Source organism: Neobacillus niacini (genome assembly GCF_000759675.1).
Taxonomy (GTDB): Bacteria; Bacillota; Bacilli; order Bacillales; family Cytobacillaceae; genus Neobacillus; species Neobacillus niacini_A.
Window position 1 is genome coordinate 1 of sequence record NZ_BAWM01000052.1, and the last position, 340, is coordinate 340.

The following is a 340-nucleotide window of genomic DNA, read 5'->3' on the forward strand; positions in this document are numbered from 1 at the left end:
TTTAACCAATCAAATAACAACGATCAAAGAAGGAAATGTTCTTAAATTACCTGGAACCCATCTACAGTTAAACTTGGGAAAGGTGGCTCAATCCGAAGGAAAACTGCAACAGGTTCGAATTGTCCCGTCCTATGGTCGCTATGTAGTAGAAGTGGTTTTTAAAGGTGAACAACAAAAGGAAATCATAAGGTCTGATAAGCTTGTCAATGATTTGATATTTGAGCCAAAACGAGTAATGGGTATTGATTTAGGTGTTGATAACCTGGCAACTATTGTTGATAACACGGGGCAAAAGCCTCTGCTTATCAAGGGCACAAGGTTAAAATCGATCAATCAATAC

1 pseudogene is annotated in these 340 nt (G+C 38.2%); it reads left to right on the forward strand.

From position 1 onward, the window contains the following. Positions 1–340 (forward strand): annotated as a pseudogene (locus tag TR08_RS18950) (RNA-guided endonuclease InsQ/TnpB family protein); the annotation flags it as partial.